The 1,173-nt window shown below is 44.9% G+C and carries 1 protein-coding gene and 1 pseudogene; one reads left to right on the forward strand and one right to left on the reverse strand.

The window, feature by feature from the left end; translation table 11 throughout:
• Positions 1-522, forward strand: a 522-nt coding sequence (locus C8R34_RS16180) for a site-specific integrase (RefSeq protein WP_146207595.1), incomplete at its 5' end; no start/stop codon positions are given.
• Between the two features lie 327 nt (positions 523-849).
• Here C8R34_RS16180 and C8R34_RS16185 read toward each other — a convergent pair.
• Positions 850-1,074: pseudogene (locus tag C8R34_RS16185) on the reverse strand (IS3 family transposase); the annotation flags it as partial.
• Between the last annotated feature and the right edge of the window lie 99 nt (positions 1,075-1,173).

Consider the following 1,173-nt stretch of genomic DNA (forward strand, 5'->3'; position numbering starts at 1 on the left):
CGAACCAGTGAATTAATTGGCGCCAGGTGGGAAGAAATAGATCTTGATAAAAAGCAATGGCGCATACCAACGGAACGCATGAAAATGAAAACTCCCCATATCGTGCCACTATCCGATCAGGCTATCGCTGTATTAGAGAAAATCAGGGATCTGGCAGCTGATCAAGTCTTACTGTTTCCTAGTGAACGCAGAGACGGTAAGTCAATGAGCAATAACACTATCCTGTACGCTCTCTACCGGCTAGGCTATCACTCCCGCATGACTGGTCACGGCTTCCGAGGCATCGCATCAACGATTCTGCATGAACGAGGTTATAACCATGATCATATCGAACTGCAGCTTGCACACAGCAAACGAGATGCAGCTTCAGCAAGTTATAATCATGCCCTGTATTTAGAGCCACGGGCGCACATGATGCAGGATTGGGCTGATTACTTGGAAGCAATTAAGACAGGAGAGCATCAATATTACCGTTTAGGGCTGCATAACGAGCCCAAACCGCAGCCTGACGGACTCAGGTAAAAGCGGGATTGAAAGTGTATGAGCACTAACAACCCCTAACCACAACACAAACTATATAGGAGTTCACATCATGGCTGATAAAGATTATCTCATAGAAACGAATGCCAACAGCTTCGCAGCCACTGTAAGTTTTGCTCAAAATACAGATACCTAAGACATTTACAGAAGATGATTGGGGTGACATTTCATTTAAAATTGAAACTAGCAAAAGGTAATCAGAGCAACATCCAGTAGAAGAAAGCGAGGGATTTGGAAGTGTTGCAGGGATGCCTCTTCTTTGGTAGCGAGTGGTTTTATTCACCCAGATTGGTACCCTAGCTGTTTAGTACTGACATTGAGCACTTCACATTGTCGACTAACCGGCCAACAGGTTTTGTGTCGTTCAATCCAGGCGTACTTCACACTGATTCCCGCGTAAAGTACACCGTCGCTTTTTTTACAATGTCGCGCTCCCTCTTCACTTTTGCAAGCTCTGCCCTCAATCGCGTCAATTCCATTTATTCCGCACTTACCACCGTGAACCAATCGCACCGCTTCCAATTTGTATTCCATCCAGAAGACTTCTGCACAACCTCGAAAATTTTGCTGTATCCACAGAGAAAAATTTCTAAAAGGCATTTGTCACGCATGCCACTGGCAAAAAGTGAAGTT

The sequence above is a fragment of the Nitrosomonas sp. Nm84 genome (assembly GCF_003201565.1).
In the GTDB taxonomy this organism is placed as follows: domain Bacteria; phylum Pseudomonadota; class Gammaproteobacteria; order Burkholderiales; family Nitrosomonadaceae; genus Nitrosomonas.